Source organism: Aeromonas sp. HMWF016 (assembly GCF_963878195.1).
Classification (GTDB): Bacteria; Pseudomonadota; Gammaproteobacteria; order Enterobacterales; family Aeromonadaceae; genus Aeromonas; species Aeromonas lacus.
Window position 1 is genome coordinate 1 of record NZ_CAWNWX010000119.1, and the last position, 1,093, is coordinate 1,093.

Annotated in this window: 2 protein-coding genes; both read left to right on the forward strand. The window is 34.1% G+C overall.

Annotation, left to right across the window (positions count from 1 at the left end):
* The first annotated feature begins 219 nt into the window (after positions 1 to 219).
* Positions 220 to 534: a phage holin family protein gene (locus AACS24_RS20655; RefSeq protein ID WP_108571851.1), complete on the forward strand. Its 315-nt coding sequence runs from the start codon at positions 220 to 222 to the stop codon at positions 532 to 534.
* Between the two features lie 276 nt (positions 535 to 810).
* Positions 811 to 1,093: helix-turn-helix domain-containing protein (locus AACS24_RS20660; protein WP_146181438.1), on the forward strand; the 283-nt coding region annotated here is incomplete at its 3' end.

Here is a 1,093-nt window from a genome sequence, read left to right on the forward strand (position 1 = left end):
CAACCAAGTTGATATACAACCAAAAATAGGCCCTGACCATCAGTAAGATTAATTTGTAACAAGTTGATATCTTAACTTTTAAAAGGTGACATTTGATTATGTTTGAGTGACAAAAACTCACCCTCTAATAAAGTCTTATCAATTATAATAATTACATCCTGTAACGTTGTGCCAGTTATAGGGCATTTATATTTAACGCGTTTTTTGTGGAGGTCTATAATGAATGGTTCAATGATTCCAAATGACACTCAAAGCATCTCATGGATTATCGTCGGTTTCTTTTCTGCTTGGGGGGGGCTAGTACGTTATCTGATGGATATCAAACCTGGTGGACGTCGCTGGCGTTGGATGGCTGCGCTGTCACAAATAGTAATATCATGTTTTACCGGTTTTCTCGGCGGGCTATATAGCTTTGAAATGAATCAAAGCACCATTATGACGCTCTTAATTTCGGGATTATGTAGCACCCTAGGGGGAACCCTGCTTTACCATATATGGCAACGTGTTTGGCCAAAATTAGACAGTCATCGATAAATAATAAAATGGCCATGGAAACCATATAAACATTAGTATAATAATTGAACTTTAACTATTCTTGCTTTTTATATAAATAGTGTAAGTTAACTACAATAATGATTAATTGTCGTTTACATCATTCTTAAAAACACTCAACTGTCAAAACGTAAGCAATCAAATTAAAATAATCTGGAGCCTTCGTTAAGAAGGTGTGCGTTGACTAATATGTGAAACTTTAATTAATCGTACTAATTCAATATTAGTCAGCATAATCAAATTTCCGGGAATTTTATTATGTTCTTATCGAGACAAGTCAATCAATTCATTGCAGCTGTTCAAGAGGGTAGTTTTTTAAAAGCATCAGAAAAAATATCTATTACACCATCAGCAATGAGCAGAGGCATAGGAGAATTAGAACATAAAATTGGAGATCGTCTTATAAAAAGAACTCGAAATGGAGTTCAAACCACAGAAAAAGGAGAATGGTTATACCAAAAAATATTACCCCATTACAACTGCATAAAAAAATTAACTGATGAGTTAAAGATACATTGCAAACGCAGGGAGATTATTATTC